The organism is Vibrio sp. H11 (assembly GCF_004804295.1).
Classification (GTDB): domain Bacteria; phylum Pseudomonadota; class Gammaproteobacteria; order Enterobacterales; family Vibrionaceae; genus Vibrio; species Vibrio ostreae.
This window is the reverse complement of record NZ_SSHN01000003.1, coordinates 451,776-474,966: the sequence shown is the minus strand read 5'-3', so window position 1 is coordinate 474,966 and position 23,191 is coordinate 451,776. Positions and strand designations below refer to the sequence as shown.

Here is a 23,191-nt window from a genome sequence, read left to right as displayed (position 1 = left end):
GATCTGAAAATGTTCAGCATGTACCAGCGGATACCGCCTCTGGAAAGTCTTCAGCTCAGAGAGTCTACGACCGCATTCAGGTTACTGAATCTGGCATCAGCAATGGCAAATTTTTCATTCTGATACTCAGATGAGACCAAGTATGTGGTCATTGCAGCACGTTTAGCGGCAGTCAGGCCGGTGAAGCTGTCTTCAATGACCAGACACTGGCTGACGTCGACGCCGAGTGCTTTCGCTGCTGAGAGATAGACATCGGGGTGGGGTTTACCGTTCACTTCATCTTCCGCACTGCAAATCACGCTGAATTTTTCCCATAAATCTAAACGGTCAAAGACCGCCTTGATTACCACATGGTTGGACGATGTCGCCAAAGCAATTTTCAGCTCACGAGCCATAAAGGTCTCTAACGCACGGTAGACGCCTTGCATCGCCTCACCCTGCCGGCTGATCGCATCACAAAGGCGGGTCAGGATCATACTTTCCAGCTCAGTCGCCGCAACCGCAAGTGAATGCGTATCGCACCAGGTTCTGGCAATATCGTCGATGCGTTTACCCATCGTCAAACGCTCGCAGTCCTCGCGACTGATGGTGACCCCAAACAGCGCCAGCGATTCAATCTGCGCCGTTTGCCACAAGGGTTCTGAATCAATAATCACACCATCCATATCAAAAATGACCGCTTGTTTATTCATACTAAATACTTACCTCAAAAGAAAAAAACCGGTATGGCAATAAAAGCTATTGCCATACCTTAAAACATTTTTAAGTCACAGTGACATTACCTGAGTCAACAATTGGCGTTTCAAAGCCAGGTTGTTCGACTTCGATCAAATAAGTCACAAAAAACGCGACCACATAGAGCGTGGTATAAGCGATCACTACCCCCAGGGTACTGAAGTAAGGCAACAGCACCACCGCAATCGCAGGAGCGACGAAGTTAGACAGCCCGGCCGACAAGTTATAGACCGAAATCGCCGCGCCTTTGTGATTCGGCTCCAACGCTGGGAACACCGCCGCCATCGGTACAAATGCCGCGACAAAAATCCCCAATGCAATCGCCGGGATCAACGCCATATAAAAATTGTGGCCAAAGTGCTGGGGAATGTAATAGAACGCCAGACTCGACAGCGCCATACCGACACAGCCAAACCAGCGCACCACTTTCATCCACCCCAGTTTTTCGCCCAGAATTCCCCACAGTACATTGGAGAATATGGTGGTAAAGAAGAACACCGCCCACACCTGTAGCCATTCAGAGGTCGTAAAACCCAAATCATCGACAAACATCATCGGCATGATCACCGCAAAGCCAAACAAAGATAAGGTATTGGTGATACGGACAAAACTGGAGTAAAGCACGTTACGGTTGCTGTACAGCAAAGTTGCGGCGCGGCTCAGTTCTTTCAGCTTCTGCTTGTTGGTCAGATTATGCATGTGGGTCGGTGTTTTCACGTTTCTCAGTGCGAACATCGCGATAACACCACCTGCGGCACAGAACACCAGCGATAACCACAAGGTGCCAAACTCACCAATCCACGGAATGGTAAAGCTCGGAATATAACTGCCGGCAACACCAATACCGATCGAATACACGGTCCAGAACCAGCCCAGTGCCGAACTGACACCATCACTGCGCACATTGTGCACGATCACCACGATAAATGAGTATAGGAACAGCGGATAGGCAAAACCACGGATGCCATAAAACAGCAGCATCAGCGCATAATTGGATTCGCCTAGGCCAAATGTGAGAAACAATGTGTGGAAAACACACCACAACAGGAAGCCGATTTTCATCGTTTTCTGCGGAGTAATAATTTCCGCGACAACACCGGAAATCCAGGCTGCCATGGCGGCGGCAAAGCCATAAAGGGTAAACGCAAAAGAGGATTGCGCCGGTGAAAAGCCCAGTTCGGTAATGTAGTGAGATAAAAACGCCAGTTCGAAGCCATCACCGGTCATGAAGATGGCAATCGCGATGTAACCCCAGACTAAGTTGAGTGGCAATCCCAGCCACTGTTTGCTTGTAGTGTCCATATATTCCTCATTTGTAGGGTAAAAGGAATCGAGTGCCCCTGCTTTCGCGTCGGGGCACCGTTGATTGTTATTGTGTTTATATTGATTCAGGTTTGAGCAGCCGATTACTGCCGCAGGTTAAGGTCGTTCTGATACAGAGCGCGAAAACGCTGATAGCGCGATTCCAGCACCGCCTGACGCGAGCTATCCGGCTGGTAGACGCGGTAGACTTCCGGCTTTTTACACACCTCCCGCAGCGGTTTATCCATCGCGAGAGAGGCCAGCCTTGCCGCACCCAATGCACCGCCGGTCTCCCCTCCTTTGTGGGTCACAATGGAAAGCTGCAGAGTATCCGCCAGTAACTGCGCCCAGTAAGGACTGCGCGCCCCGCCACCGACCAGTGAACACTGCTCGATGTGCGTACCACTGTCGCTCAAGACACGCAGACCATCAGCCAGGCCAAAACTGACCCCTTCCAGCACCGCATAACCGAGAGTCGCCCGGCGGGTGGAATGGGTCATGCCATGGAACATGCCTTTGGCATCCGGGTCGTTGTGCGGTGTTCTCTCACCGGACAGGTAAGGTAAAAACAGCGGCGCGCCGGCTTTTTCTTCTTCGGTGAGCTGTTCCACTTCCTGTAACAACTCCACTTCCGTCACGCCGACGATACGACACAACCATTGCAGGCAGCTGGCGGCGCTCAGCATCACGCTCATCTGGTGCCAGCGCTGTGGCAGGACATGGCAAAATGCATGTACCGCGGCTTCTGGCGCCGGACGATACTGATCGTTGACCACAAACAGGACGCCCGAAGTGCCGAGAGAAATAAAGGCATCACCGGTTTCCACTGCGCCCACACCGATAGCGCTGACCGCATTATCACCGCCACCGCCGGCCACACACACCGAAGGGCTCAGCCCCCAGCGTTCGGCGATCTCCACCGACAAGGTCGCTGACACTTCACAGCCTTCGACCAGCAAAGGCATCTGGCCGCGACTGAGCTGACACTTGTCGAGCAGTAAATCTGACCAGTCACGTTTGGCAACATCCAGCCACAGCGTGCCAGCCGAATCCGACATATCAGAAATTTTACGTCCGGTCATTTGCAGACGCAGATAGTCTTTAGGCAGCAGTACCGTTGCGATACGTGCAAAGTGCTGCGGCTCATGTTTACGCACCCAAAGCAGTTTTGGTGCGGTAAAACCGGGCATCGCCAGGTTACCGGCTATCTGATGCAGTTGCGGCGCCATCGCTTCGAGCTCCTGACACTCGGTATAACAGCGGGTGTCATTCCACAAAATGGCCGGACGTATCACGCTGTCGCTTTCATCCAGCAACACTGCACCATGCATCTGGCCCGACAGACCAATCGCCTTAATTGCGCCCCAATGCTCGGCACATTTTTCGCGCAGCGCATCGATCAGGTAATTGGTCGCCTCCCACCAGGCTTGCGGATCCTGCTCGGACCAATGCGGATGAGGCCGTTGAATGGTCAGCGGCGCGCTGTGTGCGGCAACCGTTTCACCCCGTTCATCAATGACCAACGCTTTAACTTCTGAGGTGCCCAGATCAATACCTAAGTACATAACCACTCCTTACTGAATCATCGCGTAGACCGCGCTGATTTTCTCGCGCAGCAGGCTTTCAAACTCGGCGCTCTGTGCCAGTTCACCAAACAGGGCCGAATCATGGGCAAACTCAGCAATCGGGTCTGCCGATGCAAACATGGCATGCACGGCGTCGGCATCCAGAATGCCATCCTGGTACTCGTAAGGCAGTTTGCCCAGGTGCCATTGCTGCATGTAGACAAAGAACAGCGCCGGCAGTACGGCGGTGGCCGATGGCGCGACACCGCGCTGATAACACTCAAGCATGGTCGGGGTGATCATGGCAGGAATCTTAGAAAAGCCATCTGCGGCAACGCGCTGGTTAGTATCCTGAATGTGTGGGTTGGTAAAACGCTCCAATACCACATCACGGTAGGTGGCTAAATCGATACCGTTATCGCCCAGGCACGGAATCACATCCTGAGTAACGTAGTCATACGCAATCTGACGGATATAATCGGTCAGCGTACTCTCGTGGATATAAGACTGACCGGCCAGCGTGCCTGCCCAGGCAATGCAACTGTGTGACGAATTAAGAATACGAATTTTGGCTTCTTCATATGGGATAACCGAGTCGACCATCTCGACACCCACCTTTTCAAGCTCAGGTCGGCCAGCCTTAAAATCATCTTCAACCACCCACTGGATAAAGCGCTCACCCATCACAGGAGCGTTATCCTCGATGCCGGTCGCCGCTTTAATTCTGACTGGTAAATCGGCCGCAGGACGCGGTGTAATACGGTCAACCATGGTATTCGGACTCGTAGTGTGGTGCTGCAGCCAGTTTAGTAGTTCGGTTTTGCCGGTCAGCGTCAGAAATTCCTCCAGGCCATCGCGGAAACGTTCACCGTTGTGACGCACGTTATCGCAGTTGAGTAATGTCACCGCACCGGCCTGCGTTTGCATACGACGCTCAAGAATCTTGGTGATGGTGCCATAAATAGTTTGATGTCCGCCGTTCAGGTCGGCTTTCAAACCGGCATTTTCCACGTCCAGCCGATGATCGGTTTTCAGGTAATAACCGCCTTCCGTTACCGTAAACGCAATCACTTTCGTCGCGGCTTTAGCGCCTTCTTCGATCAGCGGCTTTAAGTCTTCCTGCCACGGCAACAAGGTTTGAATCGATTTAATGACTTCGTAGTCACGCTCACCCGCCGGACTGACCGTTTCCAACACGTACTCGCCGTGCTGCTGATGGAGAGCAGAAACTGTCGCTTCGGCATCGTTACGGATATTACCGGCAGCAATGTGCCAACGCTGATCACCCTGCTCCAGCAACTGATTCAGGTACCAGGCCTGATGCGCACGGTGAAACGATCCCAGACCGATATGTAGCCACGTGTATTGGTTTTTCATTGTTATTTCCTCGTTCTTATATGATGAGCTCACTGTAAATGATCAAAAAACCAAATAAATAGCCATAGATCACAAATGAACAAAAGACCGTTAAATGAATTTTTGTTCATTTGTGAGTGAATGATTTGATTTGCACTCAATACCAGAACAGGCGAAGATAGCTGGGCACCACAGATAACACGGTGTTTTCAGAGTAATAAAACCGAGATACGAGGCAAAAATCGTGGCAAAAGACGACAATTTCAAAACCGATCAAATGGTGCGAGCCGCCTGGATGTACTACGTATCCGGTCGTAATCAGAGTGAAATCGCTTCTGAACTTGGCCTGTCACGGCCCGTGGTGCAGCGTCTGATCGCCGCCGCTAAAGAAGAAGGCATTGTGTCGATCGGATTGCACCACCCGATTGCGACCTGTCTGGATTATGCTGAACTGCTGAAAGCGAAGTATCAATTAGTCGAGTGCAGCATAGTGCCGACCACCAGCCCAGAAGAAACCCTGGATAATGTCTCCTTTGGCTGCTTTCAGCTGATGTCGAAATACATCAAGGATCAACCGGATCAGATCATTGGTATCGGGTCTGGATTAACGTTGAAGAAGGCGATTAAACGAATTGATTTCGATGCACCGAGCAGTAAATGTGTCGCACTGATCAGTGCGATGGGTGTGGATGGACAATGTAACTACTATGATGATGTGCCCTTGATTCTGGCCAGCAAAGTGCAGGCAAACTACTATCAGTTACCGGCGCCGCGCTACGCCACATCCGAGCAGGAACATAAAACCTGGACCACAACCCGCCTGTTTGGCGATGTTACAGCGGTAGCAGACAACGCCAACGTGATCTTTATCGGTATTGGTTCGCTGAGTAAAGCCAGTCCGATCATCAAAGACGGTTTTATCAGTGCAGATAAAGCGCAGGAGCTGAACGAACAAGGGGCGGTGGGTGAAATTCTGGGCCGCTTCATTAACCAGGACGGCGAAGTGGTGAACTGCAGCATCAACCGCTTCATCACCAGTTATGATATGCGCAGCAGCCGTTGTCCGAAAATCGGCTCAGCCTGCGGAGAAGACAAACGCCCAGCCATTCTGGCCGCGCTGCGTGGCGGCTGGATAAATGGCCTTGTCACCGATGAAACGACCGCGCGCTGGTTACTAACCCAGTGACATCATATTGAATCAGAGGCAGCCGCTAGTCAGCGCTGCCTTTTTGTCTCTGCGTTACAAGTTAAATATTAAACAACCTCCCTCTTTGCTGCCTGTAGTTAAGATCTGCGCACCACTTGCATCCCATACCGAATTTTGACCACATACCGACCAGCCACCGGTTGGCGAAATATGGTTACTCAGTAAAACAGGTATCTGGTATTGAGAGGCTATGGAAGAAAGTATCCGGGCATCAGCGGCAAATCCCTGTTCAGAGATAAGAGCACTGGCGATATAACATTCTGCTCCCATCCGCACGAGTTCTTTGGCATGCTGAGGTGCAGAGAAATCAGCACACACCGCCAGGCCAATACGGCGGCCTTTGAGTGTCAACAGGTAGCTCTCATTACCTGGGGAGCAATAGCTTTCTTCTCCCGGATGCAGATGTTGCTTAGAATAAAACTCCACTCGGCCATCAGGAAAACAAATCACAGCGCCAATCGTTGGTTTATCTTCATCGCTGTTTTTGAGCGGATGTCCGGCAATAACGGCCGTGTTGAACTCAACCGCAGCCTGGGAAAGCTCGCTGAAATTATCGGCAACCGGTACAACAGCAAGCGACTGAGCTAATTCAAGCTCATATCCGGTCAGCGACAATTCCGGAAATACGACCAGATCCGCACCTAGTTTCGATGACTGGGCAATCATTTTCAGATGAGCGTCCAGATTAGCGGCAACATCTCCCTTTACCACCTCGATCTGAGCTAAACTGATTTTAATCTCTTCTGCCACACTAACTCCTTAAAATTCAATGAAGAAAATGTCCCTGATACAAGACGCAACATTCTCTCATTGTCCGATCTCATGCAGCAATAGTAAATTCATTAGCCGGAGTGTAAACGGATAAGTGGCGTTCCCGCGTCAACTGGCTTTGGTCGTAAGTATTTATCCAGTCTCCTAATCTATTTTTCCTTACGCTGATTGCAGATCCTCTCAGTCGTATAACCCGTATGCACCTTCTATCGCGTGGATCAGATCCACAATCAGGGTATTGTAAGGCGTTGGCACACCATAGCGTTTGGCTTGTTCGACAATCGCGCCGTTGATGGCATCAATTTCCATTTTGACCTGGTTTTTGCGGTCCTGATACATGGAGGAATAGCCATCGCCGGCGGTTTCACACACACTTTTAACCATATTCAGCGCTTCGCGACGGTCAAAATAGGTACCGTCGGCTTCGGCAACTTCAATCGCCTCATAAATCAAACGCTTGGCAAAGTCCCAGGCATGTTCGTTCTTGATCATGTAACCAATTGGGGTTTGGGTAATGGCGGTAAACGTATTGACCGATAAGTTCACCAGCAGCTTACTCCAGATAATTCGCTGAATATCATCGGTCGCTTCGACCGCAAACGACGCTTCCAGTAAGGCGCCTTGCGCCAGCGCAACCTGCTTATCCGCATTATGATTACTGCCGATGGTGGTGACCCCAGAGGCCGGATGCTTGATTTGGCCTAGGCCAAGATTGACCGCATTATGCTTGCTGGTGCCAATGATGATGTTTTCCGGCTTCACATACTGCTGAATCAGGCGGTCATTACCAGCGCCATTTTGCAGCGTCATCACCAGGGTTGACTCTTTAAACAGGTTTTGGTTTTGCTCCAGAGCGACCTGAGTATAGGTCGATTTGACAAAGACGATGACCAAGTCCATCGCGACGTCACATCGACCGGATAAGTATGCCTGAACACGGGGAAAATTCACTTTTTCACCGCTTTGCTCTTCAATAGTTATCCCTGACTGCTGAATCGCCGTGACCTGAGATTCCAGTGCGTCGATCATAAAGACCTGATGCTGCTGACTTAAATACGCACCGTACAGACACCCCATGGCGCCGGCGCCGATCACCGCTATTTTCATATTTTGCTTCCTGTGATGTTGACTCCGTGACCAGCGCGGAAGTGTCCGTTTCCTGACTGCACGGTTGCGCTGAGTATATCGGTAGCCTTTAAGCCACGACAAACTGCATAAGTTTCATTTAACGAAACAAAATTTTGATAAATTCTCTTTTAAATAGAAAAAAGTCCACTTATTTGCTAGTTTTGCAAAGCAGAAAATCCATTCATCAGCAAAATCACGCAAATGCACCGTTATACGAACGTTTCATCCGGTCATTGATTAAAGGATCTGAATATCATGAACCGACCACCGACAGATCATGTGGCGATTAATCGCCATATCGGCGCCAGAGTCCGTACCCATCGTAAAAACCTTGGGCTCACGATTCAGCAGTTGGCCGATCTGATATTTAAAAGCCGAGCTACGGTATCAAAATACGAAACCGGCGAGATCTCTATCGATATGGTAACCCTGTTTACCATTGCCGAAGCGCTTAAAGTCACCCCAACTCAGCTGATTGATTATCGCGTCAGCCCAAGTATTGAACCGGCCCCGCCAACATCTGGCGTTCAAACCTTTCACAGTGCTGCGCGGCTGTTTTTCTATTTTTACGACGGCCGCTACAACCGGCTAAAAGACGGGGTGATTGATATATTGCCAGACAAGCAAGGCAGCCAGCAGACCGCGACACTGACTATCAGCGTCGTGACCCCAGACGGCAAAAGTAGCGAGATCTATTACAGAGGCTGCGTGACGTACAGCGATCGGTTGATCCGCTTTTCATTTATTAACCAGTACAACACGCTGGAAGAATGCCTGCTGTACATATTTAACCCGCTGGAATTGCGGGACAACACCTTCGGTCTGTTATGCGGGATTTCATCGGCCGATATGCGGCCCTGCGCGTTCAAGTGCCTGGTCACACTCAACAGTCGCCCCTATTCCGATGAACTAAAAGAACAACTGCGCCTGACCAAAGAAGAACTGAAAGAGTCGAAAAAGCTCAACATGCTGGTCGTCAATAACGTTTTGTAAAACATCGCGTTATTAAATATTAAAATAAGCGCTGATCGCTCGTTCTATGTATCTTTGCCAGTTATCAGTAACAAAGCGGTCAGAGCAAACTGCTTTGACCGCTTGTGAATGCACGTCTGATACGCTGGAAGCAACGCAGGCAAAAACCTGACGCAACACGTTTGGAGCGAAATAAACGTGCGACGTCAGATGAAGATAAAGGACGTAAGGAGCAAAGCACAGCCTAGTGTGACAGTATCAGATATAGCGTGACAGTATCAGATATAGCGTGCTTACCAAACTTTCAGCGAGTAAGGACGGAGGCTAGCGGGTATAGAACGTGCGTTTCAAAGCCAGCTCTACTCCGCGAATTTCCGCCAGACCTTTCAGGCGGCCAATACAGGAATAACCCGGATTGGTCTGCTTTTTCAGATCATCGATCATCTGGTGACCATGGTCCGGACGCATTGGAATACGTCTGACATCACCCTCTTGTTCACGACGATGCTCTTCTTTAAGCAACGCATTGATAACGTTATACATATCCACATCACCATCCAAATGGGCCGCTTCATGGAAGCTTTTGGGATTGTTCTCTTCCCGCTGTGTTGAACGTAAATGGGTAAAATAGATACGGTCACCGTAAGTTTCAATCATACGTACCAGGTCATTATCACCGCGCACACCGTAAGAACCAGTACACATGGTAATGCCATTCATCTTGCTCGGTACGGCGGTTGTCAGCGCCTCAATGTCTTCGATGGTAGACACAATACGCGGTAAACCCAGGATAGGACGCGGTGGATCATCCGGATGAACCGCCAGTTTCAGGCCATATTGTTCACAAACCGGCATCAGTTCCTGCAGGAACAGCACCATGTGTTCACGTAACTTATCTTTGTCAATGCCCTGATACGTATCAAGTCGGGCCTGGAACTCATCCAGAGTGTAACCTTCTTCCGCGCCTGGTAGACCAGCGATAATATTCGCGGTCAGCTTATCAATTTGTGCCTGAGACATGTTCTCAAAGCACTGCTTCGCTTCGACTATTTCCTGCTCAGTGTAATCGGCTTCGGCACAAGGTCGCTTGAGGATAAACAGTTCGAAAGCCGCAAATTCAATCTGATCAAAGCGCAGTGCCTTGGAACCATCCGCCAACTGATATTCCAAATCGGTGCGGGTCCAGTCAAGTACCGGCATAAAGTTGTAACACACGGTATCAATGCCGCACTTGGCCAGATTGGTTAGCGACTGTTTGTAGTTATCAATCCACAACTGATAATCGCCGGTTCGGGTTTTGATCTCTTCGTGCACCGGCACACTTTCAACCACAGACCAGTTAAAACCTTTAGATTCCAATAACTCTTTACGGGTCAGGATTTCTTCTATACTCCACACTTCACCATTCGGAATATGGTGTAAAGCAGTCACAATACCGGTTGCCCCGGCTTGTTTAATATCATCCAACGATACCGGATCATTCGGGCCGTACCAGCGCCAAGTTTGTTCCATGATAGTTTCCTAGTTATATATTGTTGAGCAACATCGTATGACTGCTTCAACGAGACATCCAACCAATTAGCGAAACAGATAGCCATCAAAAGAAGGGTCATCCACATCGGATAATTTGAACAACGTCTGCTTAACGTTCTCGATGTGTTGCCACATCGCTTGTCTTGCCCCTTCCGGGTCACGCTTCTTTAACGCCAAGAGGATTTTTTCATGATCCTCTAGCCATTGATAACGGTACGTATTACTTGTAATACGTGCATGCAGTTGTTGCCACATTGGACTCTCTGCTCGCCGGTCCCATAAGTCTTGGAGAATGTCACTCAGGACGCTGTTTTGCGAAGCTTCAGCAATTGTTAAGTGAAACATACGATCGCATTCATAATCTTCTTTATCATCCTCAAGATTAATTCGCTCTTGATCCAAATAGGATCTAAGACGGGAAATATCACTTTTAGTAACGTTAGAAGCAGAGAAACTAGCGATCTGACTCTCTAAAACCTGACGAGCTTGTAACAGTTCAAACGGACCAACATCGCTATTGCGATTTAACTCAGGATCCTGATTATCGTTTAAAGAGTCCGGAAGCTTGATCACGTAAACTCCCGAACCTTTCCGTACTTCAACAAACCCTTGAAGTTCCAGCATGATAATCGCTTCACGAACGATCGAACGGCTAACATCCAGCTCTTCTGCGATTTCTCGCTCAGGAGGTAATCTCTCCCCAAGAATAAATTCACCAGACGCAATCCGTTTCTGTAGCCCGAGGCCAATTTCCTGATAAAGACGTTTTGGATTTATCATGCCAACACTAATCGTTAAGTTTGTATTAATACCCATATGATCTCACTTAATCCACTACCGGTATTGCCCTGTACAGATATAACTATAATCGAACCCCGAATAATTGGGCAATCAATCTAAGTTCAAGCTTAGATTTGACCAACTAATTCGACGCTAATGCATCAATTTCCTTCACATATTGGGCGATCGCTTGATTGTTTAACGCCTCATCATGTATCGGTTTAACTGCGTCGATAAACGGCTGTTTCTCGACAGAGACAAAAGAAACGCCCATCGCTGACTTTGCTTTTTCTCGCGCTTCAGCGATCATTTTGGTCCACAAGTCTTTATGGTAAAGCATCGATTCTTGCGCCGCTTTGCGCACGGCAATTTGCTGTTCAGCAGTGAGTTTATCCCAGGACTTTTCACTGATGACTAATACATCAGGAATCATGGTGTGCTCGTCCAAACTAAAATATTTCGCCACTTCACCGTGACGAGAGTTTGTTAACGCCGTTTCGTTGTTCTCAGCGCCATCCACCACGCCTTGTTGTAGCGCTGTGTACAGCTCACCGTAAGCCAAAGGTGTCGGTGAGCCGCCCATTAACTTGATCATATTGACAGCAGTAGGGCTTGGCTGAACTCGAATCTTCATCCCTTTGAGATCCGCTGGTGCCTCAATGCGTTTTTGAGCGTAGAAACTACGCGCACCGCCGTCATAATACGTTAAACCAATAAAGCCTTTACCCTTTGATGCAGCTAAAATGTCAGCCCCCACTTTACCCGTTAATACTTGATAAAAATGGTTACGGTCGTGAAAAATATAAGGGATATTGAATGCGCCGTAAGCCGGTTCAAACGACTCAAGCTCACTGGCGTTAGACTTGGCGATGTCCAGAGCACCGTTTTGCAGTAGTTCCATTGACTCTCGTTGCGTCCCCAGTTGACCATTCGGATAAATGCGAATTTTCACTTCTCCATGCGTGTATTCCTTCACTTTGTCAGCCATGTAATGCATCGACTTATGCACCGGATGATTTCTATCCTGGTTATGACTCAGTTTCAAAATGGTGGTTGCAGAGGCAGAAAAAGAAATGGAAGCAGCAGCCACACAAGCGATCGCAGCAGACAGTGTTTTTTTACTAAACCGCATAATGTTCTCCGTTTAGAATGATGTTGTTTTCATGCGTTATCTTTCCAATCACTGGATGAGTACACCATGCATTCCTACCTCATCTGCAGCAATTCGTTGTTAACTTATCCGCCAAAGCGAACCAATAGCAACCAAAAATCTCAAATTGGTTGACCAATATCATAAAAAACGCACTCATCTGTTCAGCCAAAATAGTAATGGGAGTTAGATCACAGGCTAATTTGGTAACACATGCTCTAATCAGCGCCGATCTTATGGAAAATAATCTATCCCTACGCACTTATAACAAAAAATTGGTTTACCAGGAGTCATTATGGACAAGTTAATAGGCGTCATTAATAGAGGGCTGTCGACATTCTGCATCGCACTATCCAGCGTTCTCGTTACCTGCGTTGTCTGGCAAGTTTTTTCTCGCTACGTGCTCAATGCTCCCAGCACCACAACCGATGAGCTTGCCCGCTTCCTATTTATATGGGTTGGACTCTTGGGCGCCGCATATACACTGGGACAGAAACGCCACTTAGCCATTGAATTACTTGAACAAATACTAGAAAACCATCCGGTAAAAATTGGACTTCTGCGTCTGGTTGTTAACATCATTAGCATTATCTTCGCCAGCGTAATCATGATTTATGGTGGTGGTAAACTGATGCTCCAGACCCTGGCAAGCGGGCAGGTTTCCCCTGCTCTCAGCCTGCAGATGGGCTATGTGTATTCCGCCATTCCTCTTAGCGGAATATTCATGTTGATATACTTATCGGCTGACTTCTTGACCAATCTGAGGACATGTAAGGACGGGAAAACGTCCGAGGTGGATTCTGTGGCTAACCAATTTAAATAGGAAATAACTCATGGATTGGCAAATTATTATCGTCTTGTTTGGAACTTTCTTTGTTTTCCTCGGATTAGGGGTACCGATTTCTTTTGGGATCGCCATTTCTTCGTTACTAACCATCATGCTGTCATTGCCTTTCGACTCAGCCATTGCGGTGATCTCTCAAAAGCTTGCCTCCGGCCTTGATAGCTTCTCATTACTGGCCATACCGTTTTTCATTCTGGCCGGCAATATCATGAACCAAGGAGGGATTGCACTTCGATTAATCGAATTTGCAAAAATTATTGGTGGCCAGTTACCAGGTTCACTGGCACACGTTAACGTTCTGGCGAACATGATGTTTGGGTCCATTTCTGGTTCCGCTGTGGCCTCTGCGGCGGCGGTCGGCGGCACTATGTCGCCATTGCAAAAGAAAGAAGGTTATGACCCAGCCTATTCCGCTGCGGTCAACATCACTTCTTGTCCAACGGGATTGCTTATTCCACCCAGCAACACGTTTATCGTCTATTCGTTGATTTCTGGCGGTACATCAATCGGGGCATTATTTCTGGCCGGATACATTCCCGGTCTTATCATGGGTCTAGCGCTCATGATCGTGGCAGCTTTAATCGCCAAAAAACGTAACTATCCCGTATCCGCAAAACCCACCCGCCGAGTCGTGCTGCAAAAAACGCTGGATGCGTTACCTAGCCTTGGGCTGATTGTGATCATTATGGGTGGCATCATTGGCGGAATATTTACCGCAACGGAAGCATCCGCTATCGCAGTCGTCTATACGCTTCTTCTGGCAGTCGTGTTTTACCGTGAAGTTAACCTCAAGCAATTGCCCACCATCATTCTGGAGTCTGTCATCACCACCTCGATTGTTCTGCTACTGATTGGGGCATCAATGGGGATGTCCTGGGCGATGGCCAATGCCGATATTCCATACATGATCAGCGACGCCTTGATGGCTGTGTCCGAAAACCCCCTGGTTGTCCTTCTTATCATCAACCTGATTCTGTTGATTGTTGGTGTCTTCATGGATATGACGCCCGCATTGCTGATTTTTACACCGATTTTCCTACCTATCGCGATGGACTTGGGCATGGATCCGGTTCACTTCGGCATCATGATGACGTTTAACCTATGTATCGGTATATGTACCCCGCCGGTCGGCAGTGCACTTTTCATCGGCTGCTCTGTCGGTAAAGTAAAAATTGATAAAGTCATCAAGCCCTTATTACCGTTTTATGCGGTATTGGTGCTGGCACTGATGCTTGTCACCTACATTCCAGAAGTCAGCCTCACTCTGCCTCGGGCTTTACTCGGCTATTAATCCAATTTGCATTTTCAAAGCGCACCCAGTGTGCGCTTGTATTTAAGGACTCAATAATGAAAACACTGAAACACTGGGAATGGGACTCAGCTAAAGGCAACGAAGTAGTCCTTCGGTGCGATTCTAAGCATACGCTGCATATATTTATCCTGGAACAGGACATTTTCCGCATTCTGATAAAGAAAAACCAACAACTTCGCTTGGACAGAACATGGACCGTAGCGCCATCAACCGATGATGTCGAGTGGCAAGGCCGTGAACGAGTCTCCACCCAAGGTTATTCCCTACCCGACTACAGACTCACACACACCAAGGATACGGTCGACATTGAGACCGACCGCCTGAAATTAACCATCAGTCAGCCACTACAGATGCATTGGAGCTATTTAAGTGAAGGCCAATGGCAACCGCTGGCCCATGATCGTAAAACTGGAGCCATTCAACTCGCCACCCAGTCGCAAGGTATTGCCCATTTCATGCACCGTGGTGATGACGAATATTACTTTGGTCTGGGCGAAAAAACGGGCAATCTCAATCGTGAAGGACGTCGATTTGAAATGCGTAACCTGGATGCCATGGGGTACAACGCCAGCTCAACCGACCCGCTCTATAAACACATTCCATTCTATATCACTCGCACACCACAAAATGTCAGTTACGGCCTGTTCTACGACAACCTGGCCAATTGCTGGTTTGACTTGGGCAATGAGCTCGATAATTACCACATAAAATACCGTAGCTATCGCGCTGAAGATGGTGACCTTGATTTCTATTTTATCCTCGGCCCTACCGTCCTGGATGTCACTCGCTCCTTCACGCGATTAACGGGTGGGACGATATTCGGCCCCAAATGGAGCTTAGGCTACAGCGGCTCGACAATGCGATATACCGATGAACCTCATTCTCAGCAACTGCTGGAAAGTTTTGTCGATCAATGCCAGCAACATCGGATTCCGTGTGACTCGTTCCAACTGTCATCCGGCTATACTTCAATCGGTGACAAACGCTATGTCTTTAACTGGAACCACGACAAAGTGCCGAGTCCGGAAGATATGTCACACCACTTCCACCAGCATGATATGAAGCTGGCCGCCAATATCAAACCCTGTTTACTGCATGACCATCCAATGTATCAGGACGTCAAACAACAGGGGTTGTTTATTCAGGATTCGGAAAGCGATACGCCGGAAATTTCTGTGTTCTGGGATGCCGATGGCTCACACCTCGATTTCACTAATCCCAAAACGATCGACTGGTGGAAAAGTAACGTCACTACCCAATTGCTTGAAAAAGGCATCGATGCGACCTGGAACGACAATAACGAGTATGAAATATGGGATCACAGCGCACGCTGTTTTGGCTTTGGGCAATCGATTCCAATTGGGCTGATCAGACCGTTACAGCCTTTATTAATGATGAAAGCATCGTATCACGCGCAACGCGAATTCGCGCCGCAATTGCGCCCGTATTTAATCTCACGCTCTGGCTGCCCGGGAATGAACCGATATGTGCAAACCTGGAGCGGCGATAACCGTACCAACTGGACCAGCCTGAAATACAATATCAAAATGGGTCTCGGCATGAGCCTGTCTGGTTTGTACAATCTGGGACACGATGTCGGTGGTTTTTCCGGTGACAAACCCGATCCTGAACTATTTGTCCGCTGGGTTCAAAATGGCGTGATGCACCCGCGCTTTACCATTCACTCCTGGAATGACGACGGCACAGTCAATGAACCCTGGATGTATCCTGAGGTCACGCCGATTATTCGCAAAGCAATGGCGCTCAGATATCAACTCATGCCGTATCTTTACGATACCCTGTGGCAAGCACACCGCTATCATCAACCGATGTTGCGGCCGACGTTCCTTGATCATGAACACGATGCCAACACGTGGGAAGAGAATGACGACTTTATCCTCGGGCAATCTCTGCTGGTCGCATCCGTGGTTGAACCTCATCAACGTGAGCGTGAAGTGTATCTCCCTGACAACGGTCTGGGATGGTATGACTTTTATACACATCAATGGTTTAGCGCAAGTCAAATCATCACACTACCGGCAGCATTGGAAACCATTCCACTTATGGTCAAAGCTGGATGTGCTTTGCCATTGAATCCCGAAGTTGGGGTACAGACCACTCAGGATGATAACCAGCGTACAATTCTGCTCTTCCCGGCTCAGGGTGTGCATCACTTTACCCAAACCATTTTCGATGACGACGGTGAAAGTTACGCTTACCAGGATGGTGAATACTTGGAACTGACCCTGGTGGTTACAACGGACGCGAAGTGTATTCATGTGGTAATCACCCAATCTGGTGAATTCAAGCCAGATTACTCTGCAGTCGAAATTCGCCTGCCAGCAACCGAACAACGAACGCTCGTTATCAACGGTGAATCTGCAGGCAACCTTTATCGCCTTTCTATCTGAGAGTCTACCAAGATGAAAAATATTTCTAATACGCTGCTAAAATCTGACGTATGTCTGCCCCAATATGATCGCAGCCGTTTAGTGACCAGAATCGTTCACTTAGGTTTTGGGGCGTTTCATCGCGCCCATCAGGGATTATTCACCCATGACATGCTGACCAAAACGAACAGTGATTGGGGAATTTGTGAAATTAATCTTTTCAGTGGTGCCCCACTGATACAAGCACTCAGACAGCAAAATTGTCTTTACTCTGTGGTAGAAAAAGGCGTACAGGAGACAGAGGTTAAGATCATCGGGGCGGTGACTGAAGCCATGCATCCGGCGGACAATGGCATTGATGCAATCTTGGAAAAAATGGCCGAACCTCAGGTCGCCATCGTCTCTATGACCATTACCGAGAAAGGTTATTGCACCGATCCGGCCACAGGTAAACTGGATATAAATAATCCGCTGATTCAGGCCGATTTGAGCAATCCAAAAGCACCAAAATCAGCCTTAGGGTACATAGTGCAGGCGCTAAAACTGCGCCGTGAACGCGACTTAACACCATTTACCGTCATGTCCTGCGACAACGTACAGGAAAATGGCCATGTCGCCAAAGCCGCAATTCTGGAGTTTGCCCAGTTACTGGATGCTGAATTACGCGACTGGATAGAAACCAACGTGGCCTTCCCAAGTACCATGGTCGACCGTATCGTCCCTGCGGCAACCGAGGATACACTGGCTGAAATTTCCTCTCTTCTGGGCTGTGATGATCCATGCGGCATTGCCTGTGAGCCATTTCGTCAATGGGTGATTGAGGACAACTTTGTGGCCGGCCGGCCAGACTGGGACGTCGCCGGTGCGGAATTTGTTCAGGATGTCGTGCCTTATGAAGAGATGAAACTGCGCATGTTAAACGGCAGTCACTCTTTCCTCGCCTATCTGGGTTATCTGGGGGGCTATGAGCATATCTCCGACACCATGACCGACGCAGGCTATCGCAAAGCCGCCTTTGACATGATGATGAAGGCGCAGGCACCGTCACTGAACATGCCTCAGGGAACGGATTTGGAAAGCTATGCCACACTGCTGATTGAGCGCTTTACCAATCCGAGTCTCAAACACCGTACCTGGCAAATTGCCATGGACGGCAGTCAGAAGATTCCGCAACGCCTGGGCGGCAGTCTCAAGTTCCATCTCGCCAACGACAGTGACTTCTCCTGGCTGGCGACCGCAATCGCTGGCTGGATGCGTTATGTCTCCGGTGTGGACGAACAGGGCAATCCGATTGATGTCCGCGATCCTATGGCCGATATGCTGCGCCAAATCTGCGATCAGCATGATCACAACATCTCGGTCGTACCCGCTTTACTGAGCGTGGAGGCGATCTTCCCGCCAGAACTGGGGCAGAACCCGGCCGTTATCACAGCTGTCAGCAAAGCTTACCAGTCCCTGCTTGATCACGGTGCGCGTGCCACCGTTGCCGCCCTGTAAGGAGAACCCAAATGAAACCATTTATGTGCGAAGATTTCCTGCTTTCCAACGAAACAGCACGCCGTCTGTACCATGAGTACGCCAGCCACCAGCCGATTTATGACTATCACTGTCACCTCAATCCGGCTGAAGTGGCAGGTAACCGCCGCTTTGAAAACCTGACTCAAATCTGGCTGGCAGGCGATCACTATAAATGGCGCGGCATGCGTTCCGCCGGGGTCAGTGAGCAGCTAATCACCGGTGATGCGAGTGATTATAACAAGTACCTGGCCTGGGCCAACACAGTCCCGCAAACCCTGGGTAACCCGCTGTATCACTGGACTCACCTTGAGCTGCGCCGTCCATTCGGTATCACGAACACCTTATTCGGGCCAAAAACAGCCGAATCAGTCTGGCAACATTGCAACGAATTACTGGCAACACCAGAATTTTCTGCCCGTGGGATCATGCAACAAATGAATGTGGTCATGGCAGGAACCACGGATGATCCTATTGATTCTTTACAGCATCACCGCACAATTGCAGAAGATGAAAGCTTTAATGTCGATGTGCTGCCAAGCTGGCGCCCGGATAAAGTGTTTAAAATTGAACTCGATGGATTTACCGATTACCTGCATCAGCTTGGCCAGGTCAGTGATATTGAGATTCGCCGTTTCAGCGATTTACTCAGCGCTCTGGATAAACGTCTGGCCCACTTTGACGCTCATGGCTGCCGCGCCGCGGATCATGGCATTGAAGTGGTTCGCTTTGCGCCGGTTCCTGAGGAGAAAGTGCTCGATACCCTGCTGGCTAAACGTTTAGACGGCGCTGTGCTCAGCGAAACCGAATGCGCCCAGTTCTCAACCGCTGTGCAGGTGTGGCTTGGTCAGCGCTATTGCCAACTGGGTTGGGTTATGCAACTGCACATCGGCGCGCAGCGTAACAACAACAGCCGTATGTTCCGTCTGCTCGGCGCTGATGCCGGTTTTGACTCGATTGGCGACCGTCCGTTTGCTTTTGAACTCGCCAATCTGCTGGATGCGATGGATAAAAGCGACGAGCTGCCGCGCACTATTCTGTATTGCCTCAATCCGCGCGATAACGAAATGATGGCAACCATGATTGGCAACTTCCAGGGTGGCGGTATTGCCGGTAAGATTCAATTTGGGTCCGGCTGGTGGTTTAACGATCAGAAAGACGGCATGCAACGTCAAATCGAGCAACTGTCACAACTTGGCCTTCTGAGCCAGTTTGTCGGTATGCTGACCGATTCACGCAGCTTCCTATCCTACACCCGTCACGAATATTTCCGCCGTATTTTGTGTGACATACTCGGCCGCTGGGCAGAAAATGGTGAAGTGCCAAACGACCTCTCCTTGCTAGGATCCATGGTGGAAGACATCTGTTTCCATAACGCCAAACGCTATTTTGAGCTGCGCAGCTAAGCTTAGTTTCGTTAAGTACGGTTTCATTAAGTACGGTTTCGTTAAGTTCAGTTAACGGGCAGAAACTCAGGGGTTTGCCAGCTAGAAAGATAAAAAGGGAAACACCGATGTGTTTCCCTTTCGTTTTTCAGCAGTAAGCCAGAGCCAGGTTAAGCCGCTGTGGTCGGAATAATATTATCCGGTTTGGATTTTTCCAGCTTAATCGCGACAAATTTAGAGGTCGGAGTAAACGTACGATCGCCGTAGCTTTCCAGCGGAACCAGCGGGTTGGTTTCCGGGTAGTAAGCCGCTGCCTGACCATTTGGCATATCATAGGGCACCAGTTCGAATCCGCTGACGCGGCGTTCAATCCCGTCTTCCCATAGCGTCACCATATCCACTTTTTCACCCGGTTCAAAACCAAGGCGCAGGATATCGTCTTCGCTCACGAACACCACTTCACGTTTACCAAACACACCGCGATAACGGTCATTCAGGCCGTACAGCGTAGTGTTGTACTGATCGTGGGAACGCATGGTCTGCAGGATCAGATCCGGCGTATCACCGAGTTTAGTGACCGTTTCATTAATCAGCTGCGCCGGTAGCGTCGACGCAGAGAACTGAGCCTTACCACTGGCCGTATTCCACTCGCGACGTGCCGCTGTGTTACCCAGATAGAACCCGCCCGGGTTGGCGATCTTGTGGTTAAAATCGCTAAAGCCCGGAATCGTATCTGCAATCATATCGCGTATCCGGCCGTAATCTTCAATCGCCCAATCCCAGTCTATCGGGAAATTGCCCAGCGTTGCTTTGGCAATACCAGCCAGGATAGCCGGTTCAGAGCGCATTTGATCAGAGCGCGGTTTTAACTGACCGTAAGAGATGTGTACCATGCTGAAGGTATCTTCAACCGTCACACCCTGCGGGCCGTTGGCCTGCATATCCACTTCGGTACGCCCCAGACACGGCAGGATCAGGGCATCACGGCCGGTCACCAGATGAGAACGATTCAGCTTAGTCGCAATATGCACGGTCAGCTCACAATTACGCATCGCATCGTGAGTTCGCGGTGTATCCGGTGTCGCCTGGGCAAAGTTGCCGCCCAGGCCAATAAAGACTTTGGCACGTTTCTCTTCCATCGCCTGGATGGCCGTCACGGCGTTATCGCCGTGGTGACGCGGCACCTTAAACTGAAAACGTTTTTCGATCGCATCCAGCAGAAACTGTGGCGGCTTCTCGTTAATGCCCATAGTACGGTCGCCCTGCACATTACTGTGTCCGCGCACCGGAGACAGGCCTGCACCCGGCTTACCTACGTTACCACGTAACAGTTGGAGATTAACCACTTCCTGAATCGTTGGCACTGAATGACGGTGCTGCGTCAGACCCATTGCCCAGCACATCACTACGCGCTCAGCACGACGGAACATCAGCGCCAGCGTTTCAATCTCATCCAGACGCAGGCCAGATTGCTGCACGATGTGATCCCAGGAGGTCTCTTCCACGGCTTGCAGGTAAGCATCCAGTCCTGAAGTGTGTTCACGGATAAAATCGTGATCAAAAACTGGCTCGTCACCATTTTGCTGCGCTTGCTGCTCCCAGGTCAGCAGGAACTTCGCCATACCACGGAACACCGCCATGTCTCCGCCCAGAGCAGGACGGAAGTAAGCACTGCTGGTTGGTTTAGAACCATTACTGAGCATTTCGATTGGTTTCTGCGGATTCTGGAAACGTTCAAGTCCACGCTCTTTCAGCGGGTTGAGACAGATAACCTCAGCGCCGCGTTTAACCGCTTCACGCAACGGTTCCAGCATACGTGGGTGGTTGGTACCCGGATTCTGGCCGATAACAAAAATCGCATCCGCGTGCTCAAAATCATCAAACACGACGGTGCCTTTACCAACGCCCAACGTTTCCGACATCGACACGCCACTCGCTTCATGGCACATGTTTGAGCAGTCTGGGAAGTTGTTGGTGCCAAAAGCACGCACGAAAAGCTGGTAAAGAAATGCCGCTTCATTACTGGCACGGCCGGACGTATAAAACTCAGCCTGATCAGGTGATTCGAGAGATTTCAGATGCTGGGCAACCAGCGCAAAGGCATCTTCCCAGGAAACCGGAACATAATGGTCACTGGCAGCGTCATAACGCATCGGTTGGCTAAGACGGCCTTGATATTCAAGCCAGTAGTCGGTCTGTTTGAACAGTTCACTCACACTGTGCTGAGCAAAAAACGTCGCATCAACCAGACGACTGGTTGCTTCCCAGTTGACGGCTTTGGCGCCGTTTTCACAGAAATTGACCATACCGCTTTCCGGTGATTCGCCCCAGGCACATCCCGGACAGTCGAAACCGTTATTCTGGTTGGTTTTTAACAAAGCTCGCAGGTTACGAAAGCCATTTTCACTGCGAAACCAGCTTGTTGTTACCGCTTTTAATGCCCCCCATCCGGCAGCAGGGCCATTATAATCGGTAATATTTTCCTTTTGGTTCATGACGACACTCCTCGTTAGGAATAACAATGAACTTACGATCTACCTGTGAGCATGTGGCAAACTTCCCCTGAAAACAGGCATCATTAACCATAAAAGAGCAATGCATCATGGTGCGATGACAGAAATAAAGAGACAAGTTCATTGAGTTATAATTCAAACTCTCGCAATAAAAATTGCCGAGTTTTTTATTTGGCCTGAGAGTAATCCTAAAATTTTGCATCGTCCAATTGAGGTTATCTAACACTTGATAGATGGCATCTATCGGTTATTTTAAACCCACCTAGTCCACAATTTAAACAAGGTTTAAGACCTGTTTTATACTCAGCTATGCAAGCGCATTTATCAGCCGGCTCTATGGTTTGATAAACACAACCGATTTGATCAGACATAATAGTGGGATTATGATTGACCCAGATCAATGAAGCTGTCGATTTCTTCACCATGTCGATAAGATTTTTTGTCATCAGAACGAGGCAAGCAACAAAGCTACCTGGGATCATCTGATATTTTTATCCGGTTTAACGATCGGTGTAACTCATTTTCTTGCGGTTATTTCAGGTAGCAACAAAATAATTAAGGCGTATAAATTCATTATATATAATTAATTCTCCTCAGTTAGTTTAATACGTCATACAACGTCAACACCTGGCTGAATATACGTTTGGAAATACTATGGTCGTGTATTTTACTCCAAATTTATTTGATATCCTTTTTTCATTAAAAGGGTCTATCGCTAAAAAATAGCGAAACG

Annotated in this window: 17 protein-coding genes; 7 read left to right on the top strand and 10 right to left on the bottom strand. The window is 49.1% G+C overall.

Annotated features, from left to right (window positions below):
- Nucleotides 1–50: 50 nt before the first annotated feature.
- The 4 genes from hxpB to dalD form a co-directional block, all read right to left on the bottom strand.
- Nucleotides 51–692 (bottom strand): hexitol phosphatase HxpB, encoded by a 642-nt coding sequence (hxpB, locus tag E6C74_RS07060; protein WP_136483977.1) that lies wholly within the window; start codon nt 690–692, stop codon nt 51–53.
- Nucleotides 693–762: 70 nt separating this feature from the next.
- On the bottom strand, nt 763–2,037 hold the full coding sequence (locus E6C74_RS07055; protein ID WP_136483976.1) for an MFS transporter: 1,275 nt from the start codon (nt 2,035–2,037) through the stop codon (nt 763–765).
- A 104-nt stretch (nt 2,038–2,141) separates the two neighbouring features.
- The gene (gene xylB / locus E6C74_RS07050) at nt 2,142–3,602 is read right to left on the bottom strand and encodes a xylulokinase (RefSeq protein WP_136483975.1); all 1,461 of its coding nucleotides are present in this window, start codon (nt 3,600–3,602) and stop codon (nt 2,142–2,144) included.
- A gap of 9 nt (nt 3,603–3,611) precedes the next feature.
- Entirely contained in the window at nt 3,612–4,979 is a 1,368-nt protein-coding gene (gene dalD / locus E6C74_RS07045) for a D-arabinitol 4-dehydrogenase (protein ID WP_136483974.1), read from the bottom strand.
- 223 nt (nt 4,980–5,202) lie between these two features.
- Between dalD and E6C74_RS07040 the strand changes: the two genes are divergently transcribed.
- Nucleotides 5,203–6,144 (top strand): sugar-binding transcriptional regulator, encoded by a 942-nt coding sequence (locus E6C74_RS07040; protein ID WP_136483973.1) that lies wholly within the window; start codon nt 5,203–5,205, stop codon nt 6,142–6,144.
- 54 nt (nt 6,145–6,198) lie between these two features.
- Here the strand turns inward: E6C74_RS07040 and E6C74_RS07035 are convergent, their stop codons facing one another.
- Both E6C74_RS07035 and E6C74_RS07030 read right to left on the bottom strand, forming a co-directional pair.
- Complete coding sequence (locus tag E6C74_RS07035) at nt 6,199–6,915, bottom strand: carbon-nitrogen hydrolase family protein (RefSeq protein WP_136483972.1); 717 nt, start codon at nt 6,913–6,915, stop codon at nt 6,199–6,201.
- 201 nt (nt 6,916–7,116) lie between these two features.
- The gene (locus E6C74_RS07030; protein ID WP_136483971.1) at nt 7,117–8,043 is read right to left on the bottom strand and encodes a 2-dehydropantoate 2-reductase; all 927 of its coding nucleotides are present in this window, start codon (nt 8,041–8,043) and stop codon (nt 7,117–7,119) included.
- A 276-nt stretch (nt 8,044–8,319) separates the two neighbouring features.
- On the opposite strand from E6C74_RS07030, the gene E6C74_RS07025 reads away from it, so the two are divergent.
- The gene (locus E6C74_RS07025) at nt 8,320–9,057 is read left to right on the top strand and encodes a helix-turn-helix transcriptional regulator (protein WP_136483970.1); all 738 of its coding nucleotides are present in this window, start codon (nt 8,320–8,322) and stop codon (nt 9,055–9,057) included.
- 303 nt (nt 9,058–9,360) lie between these two features.
- On the opposite strand, the gene uxuA is transcribed toward E6C74_RS07025, so the two are convergent.
- From uxuA to E6C74_RS07010, 3 genes are all read right to left on the bottom strand, one after another.
- Nucleotides 9,361–10,548 carry a mannonate dehydratase gene (gene uxuA / locus E6C74_RS07020; RefSeq protein WP_136483969.1) on the bottom strand — a complete coding sequence of 396 codons (1,188 nt, stop codon included), beginning with the start codon at nt 10,546–10,548 and terminating at the stop codon, nt 9,361–9,363.
- A gap of 66 nt (nt 10,549–10,614) precedes the next feature.
- The gene (locus E6C74_RS07015; protein WP_136483968.1) at nt 10,615–11,385 is read right to left on the bottom strand and encodes an FCD domain-containing protein; all 771 of its coding nucleotides are present in this window, start codon (nt 11,383–11,385) and stop codon (nt 10,615–10,617) included.
- 106 nt (nt 11,386–11,491) lie between these two features.
- A complete protein-coding gene (locus E6C74_RS07010) occupies nt 11,492–12,481 on the bottom strand; it encodes a TRAP transporter substrate-binding protein (RefSeq protein ID WP_136483967.1) in 990 nt (329 codons plus the stop codon).
- A gap of 313 nt (nt 12,482–12,794) precedes the next feature.
- Between E6C74_RS07010 and E6C74_RS07005 the strand changes: the two genes are divergently transcribed.
- The 5 genes from E6C74_RS07005 to uxaC are packed head-to-tail and all read left to right on the top strand — an operon-like array spanning nt 12,795 to nt 19,966.
- The gene (locus tag E6C74_RS07005) at nt 12,795–13,322 is read left to right on the top strand and encodes a TRAP transporter small permease (RefSeq protein WP_136483966.1); all 528 of its coding nucleotides are present in this window, start codon (nt 12,795–12,797) and stop codon (nt 13,320–13,322) included.
- Between the two features lie 10 nt (nt 13,323–13,332).
- The gene (locus tag E6C74_RS07000; protein WP_136483965.1) at nt 13,333–14,634 is read left to right on the top strand and encodes a TRAP transporter large permease; all 1,302 of its coding nucleotides are present in this window, start codon (nt 13,333–13,335) and stop codon (nt 14,632–14,634) included.
- Between the two features lie 56 nt (nt 14,635–14,690).
- Nucleotides 14,691–17,066: a glycoside hydrolase family 31 protein gene (locus E6C74_RS06995; RefSeq protein ID WP_136483964.1), complete on the top strand. Its 2,376-nt coding sequence runs from the start codon at nt 14,691–14,693 to the stop codon at nt 17,064–17,066.
- 12 nt (nt 17,067–17,078) lie between these two features.
- On the top strand, nt 17,079–18,542 hold the full coding sequence (locus tag E6C74_RS06990) for a fructuronate reductase (RefSeq protein ID WP_136483963.1): 1,464 nt from the start codon (nt 17,079–17,081) through the stop codon (nt 18,540–18,542).
- 11 nt (nt 18,543–18,553) lie between these two features.
- A complete protein-coding gene (gene uxaC, locus E6C74_RS06985) occupies nt 18,554–19,966 on the top strand; it encodes a glucuronate isomerase (protein ID WP_136483962.1) in 1,413 nt (470 codons plus the stop codon).
- Nucleotides 19,967–20,115: 149 nt separating this feature from the next.
- Here uxaC and E6C74_RS06980 read toward each other — a convergent pair whose 3' ends face one another.
- Nucleotides 20,116–22,440 carry an FdhF/YdeP family oxidoreductase gene (locus tag E6C74_RS06980; protein WP_136483961.1) on the bottom strand — a complete coding sequence of 775 codons (2,325 nt, stop codon included), beginning with the start codon at nt 22,438–22,440 and terminating at the stop codon, nt 20,116–20,118.
- Nucleotides 22,441–23,191: the final 751 nt, after the last annotated feature.

Coding starts and splice junctions, on each gene's coding strand:
- E6C74_RS07000 (WP_136483965.1), top strand. CDS start 13,333: ATGGATTGGCAAATTATTATCGTCTTGTTTGGAACTTTCTTTGTTTTC.
- E6C74_RS07015 (WP_136483968.1), bottom strand. CDS start 11,385: ATGGGTATTAATACAAACTTAACGATTAGTGTTGGCATGATAAATCCA.
- hxpB (WP_136483977.1), bottom strand. CDS start 692: ATGAATAAACAAGCGGTCATTTTTGATATGGATGGTGTGATTATTGAT.
- E6C74_RS07025 (WP_136483970.1), top strand. CDS start 8,320: ATGAACCGACCACCGACAGATCATGTGGCGATTAATCGCCATATCGGC.
- E6C74_RS07005 (WP_136483966.1), top strand. CDS start 12,795: ATGGACAAGTTAATAGGCGTCATTAATAGAGGGCTGTCGACATTCTGC.
- E6C74_RS06990 (WP_136483963.1), top strand. CDS start 17,079: ATGAAAAATATTTCTAATACGCTGCTAAAATCTGACGTATGTCTGCCC.
- E6C74_RS07055 (WP_136483976.1), bottom strand. CDS start 2,037: ATGGACACTACAAGCAAACAGTGGCTGGGATTGCCACTCAACTTAGTC.
- uxuA (WP_136483969.1), bottom strand. CDS start 10,548: ATGGAACAAACTTGGCGCTGGTACGGCCCGAATGATCCGGTATCGTTG.
- xylB (WP_136483975.1), bottom strand. CDS start 3,602: ATGTACTTAGGTATTGATCTGGGCACCTCAGAAGTTAAAGCGTTGGTC.
- E6C74_RS07030 (WP_136483971.1), bottom strand. CDS start 8,043: ATGAAAATAGCGGTGATCGGCGCCGGCGCCATGGGGTGTCTGTACGGT.
- E6C74_RS06995 (WP_136483964.1), top strand. CDS start 14,691: ATGAAAACACTGAAACACTGGGAATGGGACTCAGCTAAAGGCAACGAA.
- uxaC (WP_136483962.1), top strand. CDS start 18,554: ATGAAACCATTTATGTGCGAAGATTTCCTGCTTTCCAACGAAACAGCA.
- E6C74_RS07010 (WP_136483967.1), bottom strand. CDS start 12,481: ATGCGGTTTAGTAAAAAAACACTGTCTGCTGCGATCGCTTGTGTGGCT.
- E6C74_RS06980 (WP_136483961.1), bottom strand. CDS start 22,440: ATGAACCAAAAGGAAAATATTACCGATTATAATGGCCCTGCTGCCGGA.
- dalD (WP_136483974.1), bottom strand. CDS start 4,979: ATGAAAAACCAATACACGTGGCTACATATCGGTCTGGGATCGTTTCAC.